The organism is Vibrio sp. 2017_1457_13, assembly GCF_030851525.1.
Classification (GTDB): Bacteria; Pseudomonadota; Gammaproteobacteria; order Enterobacterales; family Vibrionaceae; genus Vibrio; species Vibrio metschnikovii.
In genome coordinates this window covers 135,797-159,858 of the sequence record NZ_VHTA01000008.1, presented here as the reverse complement: position 1 = coordinate 159,858, position 24,062 = coordinate 135,797, and the positions used below count along the sequence as shown (strand labels likewise).

Genomic DNA, 24,062 nt, shown 5'->3' with positions numbered 1-24,062 from the left:
TAAAAAAGGATTCTAGCACCGAATCCTTCGACTTGCAGTTATTTTTTAAACGCGTGGCAATTGCCAGTCGCCAGTAGTGAGACACTGATGAAAATCAACCTGACACTCAGAAGGCATCGCCGCGTTTATTCATCAGCATAAATTTTTACCGAACAAACCCCATCACAGTCAATCGCCGCGCGATACATGCCGGAACTGTTCATCGCAAAATGAATGTGGCCCTGTTGATCAATAGCGATCAATCCTCCTTCGCCTCCCACTTGCTTGAGTTCACCTTGAATAACCGTCTCACAGGCGGTGACGAGGTCTTGTTGCAGATACCGCATTCGAGCGGCGACTTCTCCCGCTACCTGATAGCGAATAAAATATTCACCCACTCCAGTGGCTGAGATAGCCACATTACCATTTTCAGCCAGCGTACCTGCGCCAATGATCGGCGAATCCCCGACGCGTCCATAGCGCTTGTTGCTGATGCCACCTGTACTGGTCGCCGCCGCCAAATTACCCTGTTGATCGAGCGCAACCGCACCCACGGTGCCATATTTCTTATCATCTGGATAAACCGATTCAGATAACGCCGTTTGATCACTGGCTTTCATGGCTAATAATTGCTCATAACGTCGCTCAGTAAAAAAATAGTCCTGTTCGGTATACGTATGGCCCTGCGCAAAAGCAAAGGCTTCTGCTCCTTCCCCAATCAAAAATACATGCTCACTGTGCAACAGCACATCTCTCGCCAGAACAACCGGATTTTTGATGTGTTTTACCCCAGCAATCGCGCCAACGCGCCGTTGTTGACCATCCATCACCGCGGCATCCATCTCAACCATTTCTTGATGAGTCAAGACGGAGCCTTTGCCAGCATTAAACAACGGCGAATCTTCAAGTAAAGTAACAGCAGCGACAACCGCATCTAGCGCATCGCCGCCTTGCTCTAAGTGCTGATGTCCCGCGCGCACCGCCGCCTCTAAGGTTTGGGTTATTTCTTGCTGCAGTGAAGCGCTCATCTGCTCACGCAAGATAGTGCCAGCTCCGCCATGAATGGCGATTGCAAAAGGTGATTTCATCGTAGAGTTCCTTTAAAAAAAGCGCTAACCGCAGAACAGTTAACGCTTTCAATATCGACAAACTTACACGATTTCCGAATACCAATCGGTCTTAGCCGCTCGTTTCCATCGTAATAAGTTATCTTTGGCTATCGATTAATGAGAGCCGCAGCTACCGCCACCACAGCAGCCTTCTTTTTCTTGTCCATGATGGTGATGACCTTCGCCACCGCAGCAACCATCGTGATCGTGGTCATGCCCATGGTCGTGACCACAGCCACCAGCATGATGAATGTGACCATGCTCAAGCTCTTCAGCTGTCGCTTCACGTAGCGCAATCACTTCAACATAAAACGTCAAGGTCTGGCCCGCTAACATGTGGTTACCATCAACCACCACTTCATCACCATCGACTTCGGTGATCTCAACAGGGATAGGACCTTGATCGGTATCAGCTAAGAAACGCATACCGACTTCCAACTCATCCACACCTTGGAAAACATCCGCAGGAACACGTTGTACTAGCGCATCACTGTGTTCACCGTAAGCATCTTCTGGTGCGACAGTAGCGCTAAATTTATCACCGATAACTTTACCTTCTAGCTCACGCTCAAGACCAGTGATTAGGTTGTTGTGACCATGTAGATACTCCAGTGGGGCTTCCACTGTTGATTGGTCTACGACCACGCCATCTTCCATTTTTACTTGGTAGGCAATGCTCACAACCATGTTTTTTTCAATTTTCATAACGGCTCCAAGGAGGTTGGTTTTGTTTTGCTCATCTCAGATTAAGAGAGAGATGAGCAATATTATGAAGATTATACACTGAAACTCAATTATTCTGGTTTAAAAATCCCAATCATTTGCTCAGTAGCATGTTGGCTTTTTTCTACCGATTGCGGTTTACGTTGCTCTGCGTAATCACATTCTACACACTCAACCAGCTCAATATTATTCTCTATCCACCAGCGCAGTGTGTCTTGTGTTTTACAATTTGGGCAACTGGCTCCAGCAATAAAACGTTTTTTTTTGCTCACTATTTCGTCCTACGTTTTTCCCAATAATCACGAGCTTGACGATCATTAGCCATCTCTCGTCCAAAAATCTCTTCCAGCTCTTTACGAGCCGCTTTAGTCCGTAACGTTAAGTTTTTATCATCACTGTGCTGCGGCAATAATTCTTTAAGCATCGTGACATCCAACCGCCGAAAGTGCGCTTCTGCTCGTTTCGCTTGATAAGGGTGCATGCCTAATTGCACAAGCACTTGGCGGCCTAAATCTAAAGCGCCAAGAAACGTCTCTCGAGAATGCCCTGCGATACCGTGGCTTAATAATTGATAGGCCTCTACCCAACTTCGCGCCCGTGCTAAGATTTTTAATTGTGGGAAGTGCTGTTGACACAAAGTCACAATCCGCATCACTTCATCGGGTTCATCGGTACAGATCACTATCGCCTCTGCCTGTGCAGCCCCCGCAGAGCGCAACAGTTCAAGGTGGGTCGCATCGCCATAAAACACCTTATAACCATATTTACGCAGCAGTTTAATTTGACTGGCATCACTCTCTAATACGGTAATTTTAATCTTATTGGCGTACATTAATCGGCCAACGATCTGTCCAAAGCGGCCAAAACCAGCGATGATCACTTGCGGAGTTTGATGGCCAATCGTGTTGTCAGGCTCCTCTTCAGGGCTATTTAACGTCTGGCTATAATAGAAGGTTTGGAGTTTGAGCAATAATGGGGTCGTCATCATCGAGACACTGATCACTAAAACCAGCAACGCTGACTGACTAGCCGTGAATAATTGCCCCTCCGTCGCGGCCGTCAAAATGACAAAACCAATTTCTCCGCCTTGACTCAAAATCAACGCGCTGCGACTGCGTGCTTTCGAACGCACTTTAGCTAGACGCGCTAAACCATACATGATCGCCATTTTGACACTGATTAGCCCGATCACCAGCAGACTGACCAACCACCACTCCTGCCACAGTAAGGCGATATTAACCGACATGCCCACGGCGATAAAAAATAGCCCCAACAGTAAGCCTTTAAAAGGCTCAATGGCTGTACTTAACTCATGACGAAACTCACTTTCCGCAAGCAGCATGCCTGCCAGAAAAGCCCCTAAGGCCATCGACAAACCCAGCTTTTCCATCAATAAGGCAATCGCAATAACCAACAACAGCGAGGCTACGGTAAATAGCTCGCGCACTTGGCTATTCACCACCCACCGAAATAAAGGCTGCAATAGGAAATGCCCAGCCATTAATAGCCCAGCTACCCCTGCCAACATCCACATTAATGGTAAGCTGTCACTCGTTGTTTGGCCGGCAAAGATGGCCACTAAAGCGAGCGTTGGAATAACCGCTAAATCTTGAAACAGCGACACGGCAAATACCGTGCGTCCCGTATCACTTAAGGTTAACCGCATTTCATCAATGGTACGTAGCGCTATTGCCGTCGATGATTGAGCAAGAATCAACCCAACCGTGATACTCACTGGCCAAGAGAAACCGTACATCCATAAACCGCTCGCGAGCACGCTACTGGTGATTAACATCTGTGACCCACCCTGCCCAAGGATCGGTCCTTTCATTTGCCACAATCGCTTAGGGTTTAGCTCTAAGCCAATCAAAAATAGCAGCAGTACCACACCAAATTCGGCAAAGTTCAAAATCGCATTAACATCAGTGATAAGCTTAAAACCCCAAGGACCAATCACAATCCCGGCGAGTAAATAGCCCAAAATAGCCCCAAGCCCTAAACGTTGCGCAATCGGTACTGCGACCACGGCAGCCGTCAAAAAAATCACCGAACTGGACAGCCAATCAGTCATCATAACGTAACCCTTCTAGCCAAGCGACATACTGATCAGCATGTTGCCTGCGTTCAGCATCACTGATGTGCCTTGCCCAATACATCACTAACGGATCAATCCAGCGCATACGACATAACGCGGCGGTTAATTCAAAAGGTTGTAGAATTTCACTCAATGGATAACGATTGTATCCCTCAGCACTAAAAGCCTCTCTATGCCCACCTGTCGTGATCACGCTTCGCCAACACTTACCTTGCAGCGCACTTTCTGGTCCAAAGGCAAAACCTTTACCGAGCACTTTATCAATCCACTCTTTTAATAATGCAGGACACGAATACATGTACAACGGGTGTTGAAAGACAATCACATCAACTTCCAGTAAACGTTGATGCTCTTGATTCACATCGATAAAAAAATCGGGATAGGTCGCGTACAGATCAAGCACTTCAACATGAGGCAAAGCGATAATTCGTTCAATCAGCAGACGATTAGCCAGCGAGTGATCAGGGTCGGGGTGAGCGTAAATAACCAATACCTTGGGTCGATCGGCGGTGCCCACTTGATGATGGGAGGATGCGTTCTCTTTATCCTTATCCTTGGTCATTCCTTGATTCTCTTTAATAGATGCGAACGGTCGATAGAGCAACCAACGGATTTCCTTATCGTAAGCGGCTCAACAGTAACACAAATTGTAGCCTTAAAGCCGACCAAACGATAGTCGAGCATGTAACGAGCCAATGTCGCTAAACGATAGAGAACAGCCTAGGAAGACCATCAACGAATCGGTATAATCATCGACATTGATCAAGATTACTCCTACTATTCGCGGCGACATACACGGCTAACTAGACACGACTCTTTATGATTATCTTCTCTGACATTCAATTACTCCGTGGCGGAAAACCGCTGCTTGATAAAACTTCAGCCACTATTCATCCCGGCGATAAAGTCGGTTTAGTCGGTAAAAACGGCTGTGGTAAATCAACACTATTTGCATTAATGAAAGAGGAGTTATCGATTGATGCCGGCTCATTTAATCAACCGGCTCACTGGGAGTTGGCTTGGGTTGCCCAAGAAACGCCCGCTTTAGAGCGACAAGCTTTAGAATACGTGATTGATGGTGATCGAGAATATCGTCGCTTAGAACAACAACTCCGTGAAGCAGAACAGCAAGATAATGGCACCCGTGTTGCCGAGTTGCATGGTCATATTGAAACCATTGGTGGTTACAGCATTCAAGCGCGCGCTGCCGAACTGCTGGATGGTTTAGGTTTCAGTCAACAACAAATGAGTTGGAATTTAACCCAATTTTCTGGTGGCTGGCGCATGCGTCTTAACCTTGCCCAAGCGCTGATCTGTCGCTCTGATTTATTGCTCCTCGACGAGCCCACTAACCACCTCGATTTAGATGCAGTGATGTGGCTTGAGCGTTGGCTACAAAGCTATCCTGGTACGCTACTGTTGATCTCTCACGATCGCGATTTTCTTGACCCGATCGTCAATCGAATTATTCATATTGAAAATCAACAGCTCAATGAGTACACCGGTAACTACTCATCGTTTGAAGTGCAACGCGCACAAAAGCTAATGCAGCAACAAGCGCAATATCAAAAACAGCAAAAGCAGATGGCACATATGCAAAGCTATATTGATCGCTTTCGCTATAAAGCCTCAAAAGCGCGCCAAGCACAAAGCCGAATTAAAGCACTGGAAAAAATGGAGCAAGTTTTACCAGCGCAATTTGATAACCCGTTTAGCTTTGAGTTTCGTCAACCTGCCGCCTTGCCTAATCCGATTTTAATGATGGATAACGTGGCCGCCGGATATGACGATCGGCTGATCCTCGAAAAGATTCGTCTTAACTTAGTCCCGGGTAGCCGAATTGGTTTGCTAGGTCGTAATGGCGCGGGTAAATCAACATTAATTAAACTGCTCTCCAGTGAACTGAAACCGCAAAGTGGCGATCTCACTTACTCTCAAGGCGTGAAAATCGGCTACTTTGCCCAGCATCAGTTGGAAACATTACACCCACAAGAAACGCCGTTGCAGCACATGATGCAAATTGCCCCTGATAAAACCGAACTTGAGCTGCGCAATTATTTAGGCAGTTTTGGTTTTCAGGGTGAAAAATCGCTAGAAAAAGTGGCCCCTTTCTCCGGTGGCGAAAAAGCCCGTTTGGTGCTGGCGCTGATTGTGTGGCAAAAACCTAATCTGTTGTTGTTGGACGAACCCACCAACCATTTAGATTTAGACATGCGCCAAGCCTTGACCTTTGCCTTACAAAGCTTTGAAGGTGCAATGGTTATCGTCAGTCATGACCGCTACCTATTACGCGCGACCACTGACGAGCTGTACTTAGTGCATGATCAGCAAGTCGCTCCTTTTGATGGCGACTTAACCGATTACTACAAATGGCTAACCGATCAGCAGAAAATTGCCCGTAAAGAAGCTCAAGCGACTCAGCCAGTCAAAGACAGTACCAACAGTGCTGCGGCGAAAAAAGAGCAAAAACGTCGCGAAGCTGATTTTCGTAAACAAACCGCGCCAATTCGCAAAAAATTGACACAGTTAGAAGAGAAAATGGATAAATTGAATGCCATTCTCGCCCAAGCCGAGTTAAATCTCTCTGAGGCCAGTTTGTATGACGCAGAGAACAAAGCCCAATTAACCGAAGTGATTGCTAATCAAGCGTCAGCAAAAAGCGCGCTTGAGCAAGTAGAAAGTGATTGGATGGCCGAGCAAGAACATCTTGAACAACTGGAACAGGAATTCACTCAGTAATGATCCCAACGCACGCGCATTCATCATTAACGTTAGAAGGCTTATGGCAATTTAGCCTCGACTATTATGCGGTTAATGAAGTGAAAGAAGCGTGCTTGTGTCTGCAAAACCAGTTTCAGGGGAATGTAAATTTACTCTTGCTGCTCAAGTGGTTAGACGAACAACAACTCAGTATTAACGACTCAGAATGGCCACGCTTATTGGCGTGTTTAAGTCATTCAGAAAGCTTAGTTCACTCTTTTCGTGAGTTGCGCCGTAAACTAAAGTCTCACCTATCAGAAACACTATACCGTGAAGCGCTACAGTTTGAATTGCGGTTAGAAAAACAGCAACAAGCAGAGCTGATCGGCTGCGTACAGGGATTCCGATTATCCCCGACCAAAGACCTAGCGTTGACTGAGCGCTACTGTCGACAACTTGGCGCTGAGCATTTGATCTCTCTATTCTCTACCCCGGTAAAACCAACATGATGCTCATAAAGAATTGAGGCTTTTTATGTCGCCGTTTACTGCCGCGAAGGGATTAACCAATCCACATTTACAAACCCTACTACCGCGCTTAATTCGTCGAGCGGCTTGCTTTACGCCGGTTTGGCAAACCTTAACCACGCCAGATAACGATTTTCTTGATTTAGCATGGAGTGAAGCAGCCCTCCCCTGTGTCGATAAACCCATTTTTGTCTTATTTCACGGTTTAGAAGGCAGTTTTTATAGCCCTTATGCTAATGGCTTAATGGATGCGTTTGCTCGACATGGTTGGCTATCGGTGATGATGCATTTTCGAGGCTGCAGCGGAAAACCCAACCGCTTAGCTCGAGCTTACCATTCGGGTGAAACGGAAGACGCGCGTTTCGTACTTGAATACCTACGAGCGCAATTCCCTCAGCGTACCATCATTGCAACTGGAGTCTCTTTAGGCGGTAATATGCTGGTCAACTATTTGGCGCGCTATCGGGATGATCCGATTGTCGATGCGGCAACCATTATTTCCGCACCACTGGATTTAGCGGCGTGTTCGCAACGCATTGAACAGGGCTTTTCAAAAATTTATCGCCGTTATTTACTCTCATCATTAAAAAATAATGCGTTAAGAAAAGCCCCATTGCTACAAAATGAGCTAGGTTTAACCACGCAATCCATTCGTCAAGTAAGCAAGCTCTATCAATTTGATGATTTGATCACCGCACCGCTACACGGCTTTAAAGATGCGCAAGAGTACTATCAACAATGCTCAGGACTCATGAAATTAGGCGCGATTACTATCCCTACGCTGATCATTCATGCTGCCGATGATCCGTTTATGACTGAAGCAGTGATCCCGCGCGGTCCTTTAAACCCACAGATTAACTACCAATTATTTGAACACGGTGGCCATGTTGGTTTTTTAGCTGGCAGCTTACGTCAACCTAGGTTCTGGCTTGAGCAGGCTTTGCCGAGTTACTACGCTAATTGGCGACAGAAATAAAAATTAGCGTCATTTAGCGTCATATGGCAGCAAAATATCGTAAAACAGAGATTATCAGTTCATAAAATCATGAGGTATTTATGATCGTTCCTTGGCAACATATCGCCAGTGACACTCTAGACAATTTAATTCGTGAGTTTGTATTACGCGAAGGTACTGACTACGGTGCAAGTGAAATCAGCTTACAAGACAAAATCGATCAAGTCATCGCTCAACTGCGCAGTGGGCAAGCGATGATCGTCTATTCTGAGTTACACGAAACGATCGATATCAAAAGTACCGCACGCTGACGGCAAAAATCGGCGTTTTCTGCTGCGTTTTTTCCATGATATAGTGAAACCAGCCATGGGCTTTGCCCCTCAAGGATCAACAGACAAGGTATGTCATGTCAGCAAAACACCCCATTATTGCGGTCACCGGTTCATCAGGCGCTGGTACAACGACCACATCAGAAGCTTTCCGTAAAATGTTCAATATGATGAACATTAAACCCGCTTGGGTGGAAGGTGATAGCTTCCACCGCTTCACTCGTCCAGAAATGGATATTGAAATTCGTAAAGCAAGAGAACAAGGTCGACATATTAGCTACTTCGGTCCGCAAGCGAATGACTTCCCTGCTCTGCAGGATTTTTTCCGCCAATATGGCAAAACGGGCGCAGGACAAATTCGTCGTTATCTGCATACTTTTGATGAAGCCGTCCCCTATAATCAGATGCCTGGCACCTTCACACCTTGGCAGCAGTTGCCTGATGATACCAATGTCTTATTTTATGAAGGCTTACATGGTGGAGTGGTCGATGGTGACATTAATGTCGCGCAACATGTCGATTTTTTGATTGGCATGGTTCCAATTGTCAATTTGGAATGGATCCAAAAATACGTGCGCGATACTCGTGACCGCGGCCATTCTCGTGAAGCCGTCATGGATTCTATCGTTCGCTCAATGGACGATTATCTGAATTACATTACCCCTCAGTTTTCGCGTACGCACATTAACTTTCAACGAGTGCCTACGGTCGACACCTCAAATCCTCTCAATGCGAAAGGCATCCCGAGTTTAGATGAAAGCTTTGTGGTGATCCGTTTACGCGGAATAAAGAATGTCGATTACCCCTATTTACTGGCAATGATTGATGGCTCGTTTATGTCGCGTCACAACACGATTGTGGTTCCTGGCGGCAAAATGGGCTTTGCTATGGAACTTATCGTGCAACCCTTACTCCAGCAATTAATTGAATCCGGAAAAATTGGTTGAGATTGCCTTATCTTGACCTGATGAGTAAGAAATTCGCATAATCGGTCAGGCTACGGTCTTATTAACACGATTACTTTTCATACCGTGATCATGTGCACGTTTTTGCGTAAAATATCCATGGTTTGATACGATTAAAATCAAGAAATCGCGTTCGAAAAAGGATACTATTCCTTACCGAACACAAGATAGCTTGCAGCCATTAGGAAGTCCTCTTATTCTAGTTAATCCATTAAGGCTTCGCTAAAATATACGGACAGCAGCGAGCGTACCCTGCAGAGGAAGTGAGATATTATGGTTCTAGGTAAACCTCAAACCGACCCAACACTAGAGTGGTTCCTTTCACATTGTCATATTCATAAGTACCCTTCAAAAAGCACGCTGATCCATGCGGGCGAAAAAGCGGAAACCTTGTACTACATTGTTAAAGGTTCTGTTGCGGTACTGATTAAAGACGAAGAAGGTAAAGAGATGATTCTTTCTTACCTTAACCAAGGTGATTTCATCGGCGAGCTTGGTCTGTTCGAAGAAGATCAAGAACGTACCGCTTGGGTTCGAGCTAAATCCCCTTGTGAAGTCGCGGAAATTTCTTTTAAGAAGTTCCGTCAATTGATTCAAGTTAACCCCGATATCCTGATGCGTCTATCAGGGCAAATGGCTCGTCGCCTACAAGTAACCAGCCAAAAAGTCGGTGATTTGGCGTTCCTTGATGTGACTGGTCGTATTGCACAAACTCTACTAAACCTAGCAAAACAACCCGATGCAATGACTCACCCTGATGGGATGCAAATCAAAATCACTCGTCAAGAAATTGGTCAAATCGTTGGTTGCTCTCGTGAAACCGTTGGCCGGATTCTGAAAATGCTTGAAGAGCAAAATCTGATATCAGCACACGGTAAAACCATCGTGGTCTACGGCACTCGTTAACCTCTGGTTTAACATGCTTAAAGCCTGAATAAGCTACTTTAGTTGACCTAAAGTAGCTTTTTTGTTGTTCATCGTTGGCTACCCGTTCCGTTTTTTACTAACGAAGATCGGTACTTTCAAAGATTTTATCTGCTGAAGCCGCCACAAAGCCGCTATACAGTTGACCGTTCGCCATCGGATAACGTTTAGCGAACTCATAAAAACCACCAGGGATCACTTCAACACCGTCGTTAAACGAGACTGGCACCTTATCAGCCATAGTCGAGGACTGTTCTAGTAATACTTCTGGTGTGCCTTTTACTTCACCGCCATTTTCATTGATAGTAAAGCCCGCCTGACGCAGATGATCATTGACCGCTTTGACCTCATTAAATGCCTTGAGCTGATTAACACTCACCGTAAAGTGATTGGCCCCATAACCATGGGCGGCTAACCACGCCGCATACTCGCTTTCTTTGGCTAAGATTTGATAATCCGCAAACGAAAGATCCCATAGACGGCCCGCGTAAAGAAAATCGACATCATCAAGGCGAGTCGTCTCGACTTGAGCCACTAACTTAGCGACTATCGCTTGTAACTCTGCTGAGCACTCTTCGACCTTCAATTCACTAATAAATACCTTAGGTTGCTTAGGATCAGGGTGCTCATAATGCTTCGCCACCAGCTTTTTGCTTTCAAACAGATAATCACCGCAAGCAACGTAGCCTAAGGCCAGAAACGGCTTGGCCAAAGTCTCTATACCCAGTGGTGCGATATTAAAAGTTCGTAAAGCAATGTGGTCATTGATCAGTACTTCGTCTTCCTGGAGCAAATGATGGACTTTTTCTGCCGCAGGGCAAAGACGCTGAATATAGTCATTCCATAAACATTGAAAAAGCGCACTTGGCGTCATGACGCCTCCTTGTCAGTGGGTGGATAACGTCTCTCGCGATAGAGACGTTATGGGTTAAACATTATCTACACTCTTTAGCTGTGTTGACGACTTAAGGCAAAACAACCCCTGGTGATAGTGTCGCGGGTAATTCTGTCGTTTGCCCTTCCATCGACGCCATTGGGTAAGCACAGTAATCCGCGGCGTAAAACGCGCTGGGGCGTAAGTTACCTGACGCACCCGGCCCACCAAAGGGAGCATCGCCACTGGCTCCGGTAAGTTGACGGTTACGGTTAACAATTCCGGCGCGAATATGATCAATAAAATATTGCCACTCTTGATCGTCGGTCGACACTAAGCCTGCTGACAAACCAAAGCGCGTATTATTAGCCAGTGCTACAGCTTGAGGCAGTGTTTGATAACGAATGACTTGCAATAATGGGCCGAAATATTCTTCATCAGGTAAATCATTAATCGCAGTGACATCAATAATCCCTGGTGTGACGAACGCCGCTTGTTGTGCCTTCGCGGTTAATAAACTTTTTCCGCCTAACGCTTGTAAATTCGCTTGTGCCGTCAAAATAAACTCAGCGGCAGCACGTGAAATCTGTGGCCCCATAAAGGGTGCAGGATCAGCAAAAGGCTGATCAATGCGCAGCTGCTCGGTCGCTTTTAGCAACTTATCAAGCAACTTATCGCCTTTTTCGCCTTCAGGTAAATAAAGACGACGAGCGCAAGTACAACGTTGTCCTGCACTAATAAACGCTGACTGAATAATAGTGTATACCGCCGCATCAATATCGCCATAGTGCTCAGAAATCACCATCGGATTATTGCCGCCCATCTCCAGTGCTAACATTTTATCGGGTTGACCGGCAAACTGACGATGTAAGAGGTGACCCGTATTCGCACTACCAGTAAAGAGCAAGCCATCAATATTTTTTGATTGCGCGAGCGCAATACCCGTTTCTTTCGCACCTTGTACTAGGTTAAGCACACCATCGGGCAATCCCGCCGCTTGCCATAACTGCATCGCTAGCTCACCAGTCCATGGGGTTTGCTCTGAAGGTTTAAACACCACGCTATTACCAGCCAGTAAAGCAGGAACAATATGGCCATTGGGTAAATGGGCAGGAAAATTATATGGACCAAATACCGCCATTACGCCAAGAGGACGATGCCGCAATACAATCGTATTGCCTGCCACCTCACGTTGCTGCTGCCCAGTACGTTCATGGTAAGCACGAATAGAAATCGCAATTTTACCAGCCATCGCCGCGGCTTCGGTGCGCGTTTCCCATAATGGTTTGCCGGTTTCTTTAGCGATCACTTCAGCAATTTTTTCACTGTTGGCTTTGACCTGCTCAGCAAAAGCCAACACCACTTGTTCACGCTCAGCAAACGGGCGATTTTTCCATGCGATGAATGCTTGACGAGCCGCGCTGATCGCTTGTTCAACCTGCTCTGCTGTGGCGCTATTACCTTGCCAAACCACTTGGTCATCGTAAGGGCTGATTGAACTCAACGCATCGCCTTGTCCAGCAATCCATTGACCTGCTATCCACTGAGTCATTGTATCTTCCTTATCTAAAAACTATTGAGCCAAAATTCGCAACCAATCCCCTTGGTCAACGTTTAATGCTTGAGCCACTTCGGGAGTAATCAACACCGTTTCTCGCTCACGGTTGTAGGCCGCTTTTTCGGCGGTAGCACGAAAATGAGTAAATGAGGTATTACACATCAAATATTGTTGGGTGCTGGAATGACGCGCGACTTCAACCCTAGCACGAACAGAATTACGCACCGATTCAATATTACGGACATCACATTCTACGGCTGGGCCGGCATCAAAAATATCGACGTAATTACGGCAAGTAAATCCTTCGTCTTCCAATAACTTGAGGGCTGGACGAGTATTCTCGTGCACTTGGCCAATCACCGCTTGGGCTTCAGGACTAAGTAAATTGATATAAATCGGCAACTTGGGCATTAAGTCGGCAATAAAACCTTTTTTACCGATCCCAGTTAAATAGTCAGCCAAGGTAAAGTCGATTGAAAAGAAGTGCTCTTGCAGCCACTGCCAAAAGGGAGAATTACCATCCGCATCAGAGACGCCTCGCATCTCAGCAAAGATGGTTTTAGAGAAACGTTCTGGATGCTCCGCCATCATTAAAAAACGACTCTTCGACATTAAGCGACCATTCAAACCTTGGCGAAAGTGCTCTCGCAAAAATAAGCTGCAAATTTCTGAGCATCCGGTGTAGTTGTTACCAAAGGTGAGTAATTTAACGACATTGTTGACCCCAAGCTTATGTGAGGCATGGACAATCGTACTAATATGATAAGAATAAAAAGGACGATCCCAACCAACCGCCGCTTCGATCCCCGTCGTACCAGCCACCTCTCCGGTTACACTGTCTACACCGACCATTAAATAACCTTCATCCCCTGGTTGCGTTACGGACGGTTTAGCAAAGCTGTATTCTGAGTGTTCAATACGATTGGTGAGTAATTCTTGATTAACGGGCAGTGACGTAAAGCCATGACCCGATTCAATGGCACAGTCATGAAGTGCCGGATAGTCAGACGTTGCAATAGGGCGAATAACTAGCATCAATATTCCCTCCAGATGCATAGCACTAGGCCAGCTTGGCCTAGCGAAGACAGCAAACACCCACCGCTATCCATGGTGGGTGTGAATAGCAGAAGACTACACGAGTGTTGCGATCGCTTGCTCGAGTTTAGCCAATCCTTGTTCGATTTCTTGTTGAGTGATCAATAATGAAGGCGTCATACGGATCACGTTCGGTCCCGCCACCAACAGCATTAATCCATGCTCTCCAGCCGCTAATAAAATATCTCGAGAACGGCCTTGCCACTGCTCATTGAGTGCCGCGCCAAGCAGTAAACCTTGACCACGGATTTCAGAAAACACATGGTACTTATCATTGATTTTGGTTAATCCCTCGCGAAACCAAGCTTCACGTTGCTTCACACCCGCTAAGGTTTCTGGTTGACTAACAATATCAACGACGGCCAGACCAACAGCGCACGCTAACGGGTTACCGCCATACGTTGAACCGTGGGTACCGACTTTCATATGCTCGGCAAGCTTATTAGTGGTTAACATCGCACCAATCGGGAAGCCGCCACCTAATGATTTCGCCGTACTTAAGATATCTGGCGTGACACCTAAACCTTGGTAAGCATAAAAGTGCCCCGTACGCCCATTACCGGTTTGAACTTCATCAAAAATCAGTAGCGCGTTATGCTTATCGCACAGTTCACGCACCGCCTGAACAAATTCTGGCGTTGGCGAAATAATACCGCCTTCGCCTTGCAGGGGCTCCATCATGATCGCGCAGGTGCGATCCGACATATGCGCTTGCAAAGCATCAATATCGTTATAAGGCAGGTGAGTAATATCGCCGGGTTTCGGTCCAAAACCGTCAGAGTAAGCCGCTTGTCCACCTACCGTGACAGTGAAGAAGGTTCGGCCATGGAAGCCTTGTTTAAAGGCAATGATTTCCGTTTTCTCTGGACCATAAACGTCAGCCGCATAACGACGAGCTAATTTCAGTGCCGCTTCATTGGCTTCAGCGCCTGAGTTGGCAAAAAAGACTTTGTCAGCAAAACTCAGTTCAATCAATTTATTAGCAAGTTGTAATGCTGGCTCATTAGTCATCACATTACTCAAATGCCACAATTTATTGGCTTGCTCGGTTAATGCATTAACCATGGCCGGATGGCAGTGTCCTAAGCAACTGACTGCGATACCACCAGCAAAATCGATGTACTCTCGTCCCTGCTGATCCCAAACTCGGGAGCCTTGTCCTTTTACTGGGATGAACGCCATCGGGTTATAACAAGGCACCATCACCTCATCAAATAAACCACGTTGTATCTGTTTTTCCATTGTCATTACCCATTCCTTCTTATACCGCATGCCAAGTTGCTCTGCCATTTGGCGACAAAACCTTAGCGTAAGATTTTGTATGGCATTATCACTAATACGGCATTGTATTTACAAAATATTAACCAATTCAATAGCGAAATATTCTTTTCACGACATCAATACCAGTGTACTCGATATCGTCTCTGATTATTTATGCACTAACGACTGTCTTTTATGAAGTATTTTTTACCTTCGCATGCAAAATAGAATAGATAGCCATTGTAAGGCAAGGGATTCACCAAGGAGAGAGACTATAAAGGCGCATAAAATCGCACATCACGATCAAGTGCCATTTAGACGAAAGAAATGTTAAGAAAAGTGATCAAGATCGGTAATGGTTGGCTTAACGATTTAAGAAATTAGCCAGTAGCTGATGCCCTTGCTCGGTTTTAATCGATTCAGGATGAAACTGCACCGCATCAATCGGTAACGTTCGATGTTGATAACCCATAATTTCATCGACAGAACCATCGTCTAATTCTGTCCATGCCGTGAGTTCAAAACATGCCGGTAGCGAGTGCTTTGCAACCACTAATGAGTGGTAGCGGGTGACCGTCAAGGGATTGTTTAAGCCAACGAACACACTGCGTCCATTGTGCTTAATCAGTGATGTTTTACCGTGCATGACTTGTCTGGCGCGCACCACTTGTCCACCAAACACTTGCGCGATCGCCTGATGACCAAGACATACCCCTAATATCGGTAGCTTCCCGGCAAAATGAGTGATCGCTTGGAGAGAAATCCCCGCTTCATTCGGCGTACAAGGTCCGGGGGAAATCACTAAATGGCTCGGATTAAGGGCTTCAATCCCCTTTATATCTATCTGATCATTACGTACGACTTTGACCTCTTTCCCTAATTCACAGAAATATTGATATAAGTTGTAGGTAAAAGAATCGTAGTTATCGATGAGAAGCAACATAATGTCAGCCGCGCCAGTCAGTTGAAGAAATAGAAGGCGATATTGTGCAGCACCGTTGTAGAAAGGCAAGTGCTTTACTTGAGTCGAATAAGAGTCATCGACATTAAGGGTCTTGATGTTCCGCCGCATTGAACAATAAAAAACGATCAAATACAGCTTGTGCATGTCCACTTTGCTGGGCATCGAGTAAATACTGGTTAATACCATTGAGTAGGAGTAATGCCTCCGGTAAATCACGACGAATTTGCACATGAAACTGCTTATCTCTCCCCAATAAATGAGGTGTAATTGGCCGTTCAAGCTGATAAAGACCAAGCTGAATACCACCATAAATTGGCTCAATTTCACTGACAAACCAATCACAGCGCTGCTTTTGTAACATATCTAACGCTTGTTGGACGGTGTTTAAACGCAACGATGGCTCGCGAGATAGGCCAAAGTCTTGATAGTTAAAACCATGTACACCACACAATACGCCAGAATCTTGATGATGACTGAGGAGATTATTCGAATCAGCGAGAGTAAAATAACCGAGTTGAATACGATACAGGGTGACTGAAAAGTAGCTGTATTCCGCTCTGTCATGACGATAGCTGGCATTCCACGTTAAATCACAGCGTCCATTCGCCTGAGCTAGCTCATGCTGTACCCTCGCCCACGGCATAAACAAAAGCTGATAATCCACGTTTAAGTGTTCAAGGGATTGTAATACCAATGTCGTGGCTGATCCGGTTAATGATTGAGCTTTTTCTTCATCGGTAGCGCCTTGCCAATAAGTAAAAGGTGGCCATACATTCATATTACCTACACAAACCCGTAAAGGGCTCGCAGCTAATCCATTGCTGATGATCAGCAATCCACACAATAACCACCATTTCATCGCGATCCCCTTACTGTACTACTCCCACTAAGTGTAGACCGTGTTGATTCATCTTGTAGTCGCTAGCAGACAAATAAGCCCAAAGTGAGTCATTCGCTTTGGGCTTATTCAGTGTCGTAGAATCAAGGGGGGGAGCTTATGGACGAGGCACAAATCCAACCGCTTGCTGAACGTTTTTCAGTGTGAGAGCAGCGCGAGCGGAGGCTTTTTCGGCCCCGGCTTTCATGACCGCATCCAGATAGGCTCTGTCATCGCGAATACGATGGTACTCCGCTTGTACCGGAGCAAGCATCGCGACTAATGCCTCTCCAACATCCTTTTTAAAAGGACCGTACATTTCAACGCCTTGGTATTGCGCTTCAATCTCAGCAAAGGTTTTGCCTGTGGCCGCTGAATATAGGCTCATTAAATTCGAGATACCGGCTTTTTGCTCAGTATCAAAGGCGATACGCGGTGGTGTTTCGGTATCCGTTTGCGCTTTATTGATCTTCTTGATAATCGACTTGGGATCTTCTAATAACGTAATCACATTTTTACGATTATCGTCCGATTTTGACATTTTCTTAGTCGCATCTTGCAGGCTCATGACTCGTGCATTGACCTGCGGAATATACGGTTCAGGAATGGTGAAGATCGGTTGTTCCGGACTGTAAATATTGTTAAAACGTGTCGCGATATCACGCGCGAGTTCTAGGTGCTGTTTTTGATCGCTGCCCACGGGAACTTGATGCGCGCCATAGAGCAAGATATCGGCCGCCATCAATACTGGATAACCAAATAGTCCGGCATTAACATCATTGGCATAACGAGCCGATTTGTCTTTAAACTGAGTCATGCGACTGAGTTCACCCATTTGGGTATAACAATTAAGTATCCAGCCAAGTTGAGTATGTTCAGGCACATGAGATTGGACAAACAAGGTGCTTTTTTGCGGATCGACACCAACGGCAAGACAGATGGATAACGCATCGAGTGTCGCTTCATATAACGCCTTTGGATCTTGACGTACGGTAATCGCATGTAAATCAACCACACAGTACTGACAATCATAATCATCTTGCATCTGTTGCCATTGACGCAGAGCACCCAAATAGTTACCAATGCTGAGTTCACCAGATGGTTGAACACCACTCAATACGATGGGTTTGCTCATGAGTATAATTTCCTTGTGATTCAAAATAAGGGAAGGCGATACCCACACCACTGAGCATGACTAATCGGCAGCAAATGAACCTAGCCCACGAGCATAGATAAGTTCTATGCTTGGGGTGAACGAACGTCGCCAACACCGCAATAGCTTCAAGTAGGAAGGGTATAAAACCAATAAAAAACTGCGCTTACAGTGAATAGGCGCAGTTTAGCAGTGTACTCATTGATGAGTATTTTACCAGAGGCAAGTGATAATTTTTACGCGCAAACCATAACAACATCGAGGAGTTGAACGATATCATCCGCCACCACATCAGGCTTGGCATTGGCAATTGGCTCACCGTGGTTATAACCATAGGTTAAGCCAAATGAAGCACAGCCCGCATTTTGGGCCGCTAAAATGTCGTTTTTCGAATCACCGACCATCAACATTTGCTCTGCCTTCAAGTGGTGCTTTTCGAGCAACCAATTAAGGGCCATAGGATCGGGCTTTTTATGGCTAAAGGTATCGCCACCAATCACATCACTAAATAGCTCAGCTAAACCATGTTGAGCAAGAACATCAGGCACAAATTTACTCGGCTTATTGGTCACCAACGCTAAGATAAACCCCGCGCGATGCAGTTCCGCCAAGGTATGCTTTACATTCGGATAGAGGTGGCTCAATTGGTGGCCCGTTTGCGCATAATACTCATCAAATAACAAACGCGCTTGTTGATGAGTATCATTATTCAGCTCAAGGTCGATATTGAGACTTTGACTTAAACAGCGACCGATTAACACATCGGCACCATTACCGACATAGTCACGTACCTGAGATTCCGTTACCCCAGGATAGCCCAAAGCGCGCACCGCTTGATCAGCAGCAACAGCAAGATCTGGCACACTATCAAGCAGTGTCCCATCGAGATCAAACGCGATTAATTTTATTGATTGCAAAACTCTGTCCTATTTGTGCTCTCCCTACCGACGAATCACAGTCGCTTGCCGATGGACGTCATCGGCGCTCAGCGGTAAGGAATAATAACTATCTTATTAATTACGACGTTCAACACCAGCCAGTTCACTACGCATAGCATCAATCACCGCTTTATAATCTGGCTCGCCAAAAATTGCCGACCCGGCAACAAACATATCCGCGCCAGCTTGGGCGATTTCACGGATATTCTCGACCTTTACGCCCCCGTCTATTTCTAAACGAATGGAGCGACCACTTTGCGTAATACGCTCACGTACCGCACGTAGCTTATCTAACGTGTGCGGAATAAAGGACTGGCCTCCAAAACCTGGATTGACCGACATTAGGAGAATCAAATCGACTTTGTCCATAATGTAATCGAGGTGACTGAGCGGCGTGGCTGGATTCAGCACCACTCCAGCCCGACAACCATGCTCTTTGATCAGTTGCAAGGTGCGATCAACATGCTTCGAGGCTTCCACATGAAAGGTGATCATTGATGCGCCAGCGTTAGCAAAATCAGGAATAATTCGATCAACCGGCTCAACCATAAGATGCACATCGATTGGCGCGGTAATACCATAATCACGTAGCGCTTTACAAATTGGCGCACCAAAGGTCAGATTAGGTACGTAATGATTATCCATCACATCAAAGTGAATCACATCCGCTCCAGCGGCAAGCACTTTATCAACATCGTCGCCAAGGCGCGCAAAATCTGCAGAGAGAATGGATGGAGCAATAAGAAAATCTTTCATACCTGACCTCTTCGGTGATAGAACATAGCAAACAAAATATGCCCAGTATTCTAACCTAGGGGTGGCAAAGATCCTAACCGGAAGCGACGTTCACTCCCTCAGAGAGTGAGAATTACCTTATTGACTAAGGTGTAAATAAGGCCAATAACTCATCGACTTTATTCCGCCCAGCACCATTACGACTGATCGTGCGCTTAACTTTAACCACATTCAGTTGCGCACCATGGTAAAGGCGACGAGTTAAAATCGTATCATGATTGGAAATAAGGACCGGAATACCCCGCTCTTGGGCGGTTTTCTCAGCCAAATCGGCTAAAGCCGCTTGGTCATCAAGACTAAATCCATTCCCCGCATAAGCCGTAAAATTTGCAGTATTCGACAACGGTGCATAAGGAGGATCACAGTAAATAGCACTGGATGCCATGGCTTGATGAAAAGTTTGTTGGTAACTTGCGCAAATAAACGTGGCACGCTGCGCTTTCTGTGCAAAAAACTCTAGCTCAGCTTCAGGAAAATACGGTTTTTTGTACGAGCCAAACGGCACGTTAAATCCACCTTTTTTGTTATAACGGCATAAACCATTAAACCCAAAACGATTCATATACAGAAACGCCAACGAACGATACATCACATCATCGCAGTCATTAAACTGTTTACGTACGTCTAAATAGGCTTCTTTACGATTATTTTCTGGTGTAAACCAACGCTTGGCTTCGCGAATATACTCTTGCGGCTGATGTTTTAATAAATTGTATAAATTGATTAAATCCGGATTAATATCCGCCAACAAATAATGTTCAAAATCGCTATTAAGGAAAATCGAACCTGCACCGACAAAAGGCTCAACCAACTGACTTGCAGGTGGCAGATGGCGTTGAATCTCTTCGACTAGGCCAAACTTTCCCCCAGCCCATTTCAAAAAGGCACGCTGCTTTTTCATCTACTGCTCTAATCAATCACCAAAAATAAGGGTGCGGAATGTAACATATTTTCTACTGAATCTCAGCGTTATTTCGCACGTTGAATTTCACGTTGAACTTGGCTAAGTGATTTGGCCCAAGGACCGAGTGCTTGTACCGCAGGCGGTAAAGTAGCCACCGCGTCACGAGCTAACTGGATGGTTGGATAGTTATCATAAGTAACGATATACCAATCCACCTCATCACGAACGGTTGGGTAGACGTATAGCGTTTCTGTCAGTGAATAACGGTCAATAAAGTTTTGGACTTCTTGCAGAGAATTCACCGCCGCCAACTGTAAGGTATAGCTGCGCGGCGACATCGCCATCAACTCTTCTCTGGCGAAAGAGAAACGAATAGATCCTGATGACGGAGCAGATTCCACTATCGACAAATCGTCATTCGTCCCTTGAGTGATAGGATAGCGATTAACCTCAACAGCGACTGATTCCGAACGACCATCCAGTAAGGCATCCACCACATCGGAAGTGATCACCACTCGCTGATGTGCAGTATCAGCGATACCAACCCCTTCTAAACTCTCAACCACTTTGGGAGGCAAAGCAATGGCATCATCGGCCATCGCATTGGATGGGTTCGGTTGTGAAGACGTCACAGCGACGTTTTGATAAGAACGAGCATTGTCCTCTTGAGACGGTAACGTCGGAATCGCCGTTTGCTCAGCTCGTTGAGTTAATACAGGCAATGTCTCATTTGGCGACGGCTGGGACCATAGCCACCAGTAGCCACCACCAATAAATAACATCAATAACAGTACCAGCAAGCCAATATTCAGCGGTGAGCCGATGATCGAGCGAATAATGATGCGCTTCTCACGCTTTTGATCGACTAACGCCATGATCTCCCCCGGAAGATAATTCACTTTTTTATATGCGCTACGAGCTTGACGCTCCAGTGTTGGATCAACATAACGCATGACTCGCTGTTCAAATAACCGGTCGGCCTCATACTCTGATAATGGCTCGATCTCGAGTTCAATCGGTTTATGTTCTTGACCATAAGTTAAGCGAGTTAATAACGCATCAAGACGATTAGCTTGCGCAAATAACACCACATTAATGGTCCAGCGAGGATTAGTCTGAGCTTCAAGCACCCACATCCATAACTCGGAGAGTAACGTATCAGACAACAAATGCGCATCATCAATCACCACAACAATATCGCATGTCGTACGCTCGCCAATCAAACGTGAAAAACTATCAAGCAACGCATCTTTGGCATTAAACAGTGGCTCTGATAACACTTGGCTAAGAATGGTGGTGCGATGCTGCTCATCGCTTTGATTAGGATGACATAAAAGTAAGGATTGATTTTTATCCGCCACCCAATACTCAAGGTAACGTTGCGCTAACCAAGATTTTCCGGCACCTAGACCGCCAAAAACATTCACTAGGTTGGAACCAAAACGCGTCAGTAACTGTAATCGTTCCAACAGTTCAGTTTGCGAATCTAACTCTAGTTCATGTTCCACACTCATCGACGATCCTAATGGCTTAATGTCTGATACTGATACCGAAACTGACTGATCAACGATACAGCGGTCAGATAGACTCATTCTAATTTAGATTGAATGGGAACGTCTGGCCAACACCGCTGTAACATCAAGTAGGCAGAATACCACTATATATTACGACAATCTTCTATCGCTTGCTTAATCACCGTTTGCGAAACCCCTTTTACCACTTCAGACGTTCCGATACCGGTTGGGAGCACTAAGCGTAACTCACCCGCCAAAACCTTTTTATCACGCATCATATGTTTAATGAAATCATCAAAACTCATGCTGCTCGGCGTGTGCACAGGTAAGCGCGCTTTTTTCAGTATGGCATGAATACGCTGTTGCTGCTGCTCTGAGATCAAACCTTGTAACTTAGCCGTTACTGCGGCCATCATTGTGCCTGCCGCTACGGCTTCACCATGCAACCAGCAGCCATAACCTAACTCGGCTTCAATGGCATGGCCAAAGGTATGACCTAGATTTAATAAAGCGCGAATTCCGGATTCCTTTTCGTCTTGAGCAACGACTTCCGCCTTTATCTGGCAGCAACGAGCAATCGCATAAGACAGCGCGGACGCCTCTAACGCATACAAGTCTTCAAGATGGTTTTCAAGCCACACAAAGAAATCATGATCATAAATAATGCCATATTTGATCACTTCAGCCATGCCGGCGGCAAACTCTCGGGGGGGCAGTGTCGCTAGGCAGTCAGTATCAATAATCACCGCTTGAGGCTGGTAAAATGCCCCAATCATATTTTTACCCAACGGATGATTCACCGCGGTTTTTCCACCGACAGAAGAGTCGACTTGAGCCAATAATGTGGTTGGGATTTGAATAAAATCGACACCGCGTTGATAACACGCTGACGCAAATCCGACGAGATCACCAATCACCCCACCACCAAGCGCAATAATCACCACATCGCGGCTGTAATTATGCTCAAGTAGATAGCTCATGACCGTATTGAAGGTATCGAGATTTTTGTACTGTTCGCCGTCTGGAAGTTCCAGTAGAGCCGATGAACAGCCGATTTGGTTTAGAACGGCAAGTAATCGCTCAGCATAAAGTGGCGCAACCGTATGATTGGTGATCACCACCACTTTTTGCTGGGCGGAAAGAGGAAGAAGGGCCGGATTATTTAATAATCCGGCACCAATTGAAATGGGGTAGCTACGCTCACCTAGGCTGACCGTAATCCGTTCCATGGTTTGCACTCCAAAATAAAAGAACTGGTTAGTGTTCTTCTAGCATTTTTACGATCTGGTTGGCTACCACTTTTGCACTTTGATCGTCGGTACGTACTGTGATGTCCGCAATTTCTTCATACAAAGGATTACGCTCATCAGCAAGTGCTTCTAGCACTTCTCGAGGATGATCCGTCTGTAATAAAGGGCGTTTCTTGTCACGGTTAGTACGTGCTAATTGTTTTTCAATAGTGGTTTCTAAGTAGACAACCACGCCTCGAGCAGAAAGGCGGTTACGGTTTTCTTTGCTGATCACTGAGCCACCACCAGTGGCGAGAACAATACCTTGTTGCTCAGTAAGATCATTGATCACCGCTTCCTCGCGTTTGCGGAAGCCTTCTTCACCTTCAACGTCAAATACCCATGCGATATCTGCGCCAGTGCGCTCTTCAATGACAGTATCGGAATCAACAAACTCCATATGAAGTTGTTGAGCCAAGTGTCTACCAATTGTACTTTTGCCAGCGCCCATCGGGCCAACAAGAAAAATATTGCGTTTTTCGGCCATGTTTAGCAGTAATTTACAACGTTAATTCAATGACATCGCCACAAGATT

23 protein-coding genes and 2 pseudogenes are annotated in these 24,062 nt (G+C 45.8%); 6 read left to right on the top strand and 19 right to left on the bottom strand.

Annotated elements, in window-relative coordinates:
- Positions 1–125 precede the first annotated feature (125 nt).
- The 5 genes from FKN88_RS12885 to kefG all read right to left on the bottom strand — a co-directional run bounded on the left by FKN88_RS12885 (position 126) and on the right by kefG (position 4,468).
- Positions 126–1,067, bottom strand: coding sequence for an isoaspartyl peptidase/L-asparaginase family protein (locus FKN88_RS12885; protein WP_004394506.1), 942 nt, complete (start codon positions 1,065–1,067; stop codon positions 126–128).
- A gap of 135 nt (positions 1,068–1,202) precedes the next feature.
- On the bottom strand, positions 1,203–1,793 hold the full coding sequence (gene slyD, locus FKN88_RS12880) for a peptidylprolyl isomerase (protein WP_306687534.1): 591 nt from the start codon (positions 1,791–1,793) through the stop codon (positions 1,203–1,205).
- 89 nt (positions 1,794–1,882) lie between these two features.
- A complete protein-coding gene (locus FKN88_RS12875; RefSeq protein WP_306687533.1) occupies positions 1,883–2,083 on the bottom strand; it encodes a YheV family putative zinc ribbon protein in 201 nt (66 codons plus the stop codon).
- On the bottom strand, positions 2,083–3,885 hold the full coding sequence (gene kefB / locus FKN88_RS12870) for a glutathione-regulated potassium-efflux system protein KefB (RefSeq protein WP_373567180.1): 1,803 nt from the start codon (positions 3,883–3,885) through the stop codon (positions 2,083–2,085). The genes FKN88_RS12875 and kefB overlap by 1 nt, the downstream gene beginning before the upstream one ends.
- Positions 3,875–4,468: a glutathione-regulated potassium-efflux system ancillary protein KefG gene (gene kefG, locus FKN88_RS12865; protein ID WP_306687532.1), complete on the bottom strand. Its 594-nt coding sequence runs from the start codon at positions 4,466–4,468 to the stop codon at positions 3,875–3,877. The genes kefB and kefG overlap by 11 nt, the downstream gene beginning before the upstream one ends.
- Before the next feature lie 257 nt (positions 4,469–4,725).
- Between kefG and FKN88_RS12860 the strand changes: the two genes are divergently transcribed.
- The 6 genes from FKN88_RS12860 (at position 4,726) to crp (ending at position 10,288) form a co-directional block, all read left to right on the top strand.
- Entirely contained in the window at positions 4,726–6,645 is a 1,920-nt protein-coding gene (locus tag FKN88_RS12860) for an ABC transporter ATP-binding protein (RefSeq protein WP_161438947.1), read from the top strand.
- A complete protein-coding gene (locus tag FKN88_RS12855; protein WP_154170012.1) occupies positions 6,645–7,115 on the top strand; it encodes a TIGR02444 family protein in 471 nt (156 codons plus the stop codon). Before FKN88_RS12860 ends, FKN88_RS12855 begins: the two co-directional genes overlap by 1 nt.
- A 25-nt stretch (positions 7,116–7,140) precedes the next feature.
- Positions 7,141–8,109 carry a hydrolase gene (locus FKN88_RS12850; RefSeq protein WP_306687531.1) on the top strand — a complete coding sequence of 323 codons (969 nt, stop codon included), beginning with the start codon at positions 7,141–7,143 and terminating at the stop codon, positions 8,107–8,109.
- Between the two features lie 80 nt (positions 8,110–8,189).
- Positions 8,190–8,399 (top strand): YheU family protein, encoded by a 210-nt coding sequence (locus FKN88_RS12845; protein ID WP_306687530.1) that lies wholly within the window; start codon positions 8,190–8,192, stop codon positions 8,397–8,399.
- A gap of 95 nt (positions 8,400–8,494) precedes the next feature.
- On the top strand, positions 8,495–9,364 hold the full coding sequence (locus FKN88_RS12840) for a phosphoribulokinase (protein WP_004394498.1): 870 nt from the start codon (positions 8,495–8,497) through the stop codon (positions 9,362–9,364).
- A gap of 291 nt (positions 9,365–9,655) precedes the next feature.
- Positions 9,656–10,288 (top strand): cAMP-activated global transcriptional regulator CRP, encoded by a 633-nt coding sequence (crp, locus tag FKN88_RS12835; protein WP_004394497.1) that lies wholly within the window; start codon positions 9,656–9,658, stop codon positions 10,286–10,288.
- 97 nt (positions 10,289–10,385) lie between these two features.
- Here the strand turns inward: crp and FKN88_RS12830 are convergent, their stop codons facing one another.
- From FKN88_RS12830 to aroK, 14 genes and pseudogenes are all read right to left on the bottom strand, one after another.
- On the bottom strand, positions 10,386–11,180 hold the full coding sequence (locus FKN88_RS12830; RefSeq protein ID WP_154170008.1) for a DUF1338 domain-containing protein: 795 nt from the start codon (positions 11,178–11,180) through the stop codon (positions 10,386–10,388).
- 91 nt (positions 11,181–11,271) lie between these two features.
- Positions 11,272–12,732: a succinylglutamate-semialdehyde dehydrogenase gene (astD, locus tag FKN88_RS12825; protein ID WP_154170006.1), complete on the bottom strand. Its 1,461-nt coding sequence runs from the start codon at positions 12,730–12,732 to the stop codon at positions 11,272–11,274.
- 21 nt (positions 12,733–12,753) lie between these two features.
- A complete protein-coding gene (gene astA, locus FKN88_RS12820) occupies positions 12,754–13,773 on the bottom strand; it encodes an arginine N-succinyltransferase (protein WP_040903963.1) in 1,020 nt (339 codons plus the stop codon).
- A 96-nt stretch (positions 13,774–13,869) separates the two neighbouring features.
- Complete coding sequence (locus tag FKN88_RS12815) at positions 13,870–15,081, bottom strand: aspartate aminotransferase family protein (protein ID WP_004394493.1); 1,212 nt, start codon at positions 15,079–15,081, stop codon at positions 13,870–13,872.
- Between the two features lie 376 nt (positions 15,082–15,457).
- A complete protein-coding gene (locus FKN88_RS12810; RefSeq protein ID WP_306687542.1) occupies positions 15,458–16,036 on the bottom strand; it encodes an aminodeoxychorismate/anthranilate synthase component II in 579 nt (192 codons plus the stop codon).
- Between the two features lie 103 nt (positions 16,037–16,139).
- Entirely contained in the window at positions 16,140–16,916 is a 777-nt protein-coding gene (locus tag FKN88_RS12805) for an ABC transporter substrate-binding protein (protein WP_306687529.1), read from the bottom strand.
- 136 nt (positions 16,917–17,052) lie between these two features.
- Positions 17,053–18,069, bottom strand: coding sequence for a tryptophan--tRNA ligase (gene trpS, locus FKN88_RS12800; protein ID WP_004394490.1), 1,017 nt, complete (start codon positions 18,067–18,069; stop codon positions 17,053–17,055).
- Positions 18,070–18,323: 254 nt separating this feature from the next.
- Positions 18,324–19,004, bottom strand: a complete 681-nt coding sequence (locus FKN88_RS12795; RefSeq protein WP_154170003.1) for a phosphoglycolate phosphatase — start codon at positions 19,002–19,004, stop codon at positions 18,324–18,326.
- Between the two features lie 96 nt (positions 19,005–19,100).
- Positions 19,101–19,781 (bottom strand): ribulose-phosphate 3-epimerase, encoded by a 681-nt coding sequence (gene rpe / locus FKN88_RS12790; RefSeq protein WP_306687528.1) that lies wholly within the window; start codon positions 19,779–19,781, stop codon positions 19,101–19,103.
- 124 nt (positions 19,782–19,905) lie between these two features.
- Positions 19,906–20,721: a Dam family site-specific DNA-(adenine-N6)-methyltransferase gene (locus tag FKN88_RS12785; protein WP_004394487.1), complete on the bottom strand. Its 816-nt coding sequence runs from the start codon at positions 20,719–20,721 to the stop codon at positions 19,906–19,908.
- Positions 20,722–20,789: 68 nt separating this feature from the next.
- Positions 20,790–21,317, bottom strand: a pseudogene (locus FKN88_RS17525) (SPOR domain-containing protein); the annotation flags it as partial.
- Between the two features lie 525 nt (positions 21,318–21,842).
- Positions 21,843–22,238, bottom strand: a pseudogene (locus tag FKN88_RS17520) (AAA family ATPase); the annotation flags it as partial.
- A 143-nt stretch (positions 22,239–22,381) separates the two neighbouring features.
- Positions 22,382–23,467, bottom strand: a complete 1,086-nt coding sequence (gene aroB, locus FKN88_RS12775; protein ID WP_004394485.1) for a 3-dehydroquinate synthase — start codon at positions 23,465–23,467, stop codon at positions 22,382–22,384.
- A 28-nt stretch (positions 23,468–23,495) separates the two neighbouring features.
- Complete coding sequence (aroK, locus tag FKN88_RS12770; protein WP_040903956.1) at positions 23,496–24,014, bottom strand: shikimate kinase AroK; 519 nt, start codon at positions 24,012–24,014, stop codon at positions 23,496–23,498.
- Positions 24,015–24,062 lie beyond the last annotated feature (48 nt).